The sequence below is a fragment of the Oleiphilus sp. HI0043 genome (assembly GCF_001634935.1).
On sequence record NZ_LWEY01001372.1, the window covers coordinates 1 to 581 of the forward strand.

The window sequence follows — 581 nt, forward strand, 5'->3', positions numbered from 1 at the left end:
GATAGTTTCTGCTTCAACTTCAGTCATATCAACTTCGATGAACTCAGGCAAGTTACCAGGTAGGCAAATTACTTCAGCTTCAACCTGCTGGTGAGAGATCTTACCACCGCCCAACTTAACACCAACACAAGCGTCTTCGTTTGTGAAGTGAAGTGGAACGTGCACATGGATAGCTTTGTCCATATCAACACGCAGGAAGTCAGCGTGCATAACATCACCACGTGATGGGTGACGCTGAAGATCTTTCAGGATTGCTGGCTCTTCGTTGCCGTCTACACTGATTGTTAGAACGTGAGAGTAGAACGCTTCGTTTTCAAGCGATTTCTTGATCTCGTTTTCTTTCAGGCTAAGTGCGATAGGGTCTTTACCAGCGCCGTAAAGGATAGCTGGTACTAGGTTCTCAAGACGACGCAGGCGGCGGCTCGCACCTTTCCCCTGATCTGCTCGAGCTGTTGCGTTTACTACGAATGATGCTTCACTCATTTTTCTTTCCTCAAAGTTCACTAATATTCGCCCGCGACCAGACTAAATACCGTGAAGGTTAAAATAGAAAAAGCACCGAGGTGCTTTTTCCTGTACAT

Annotated in this window: 1 protein-coding gene; it reads right to left on the reverse strand. The window is 46.5% G+C overall.

Annotation, left to right across the window (positions count from 1 at the left end):
• A partial coding sequence (locus A3729_RS18645) for a 50S ribosomal protein L25/general stress protein Ctc (protein ID WP_068634174.1) occupies window positions 1-483 on the reverse strand: 483 nt, incomplete at its 3' end.
• Window positions 484-581: the final 98 nt, after the last annotated feature.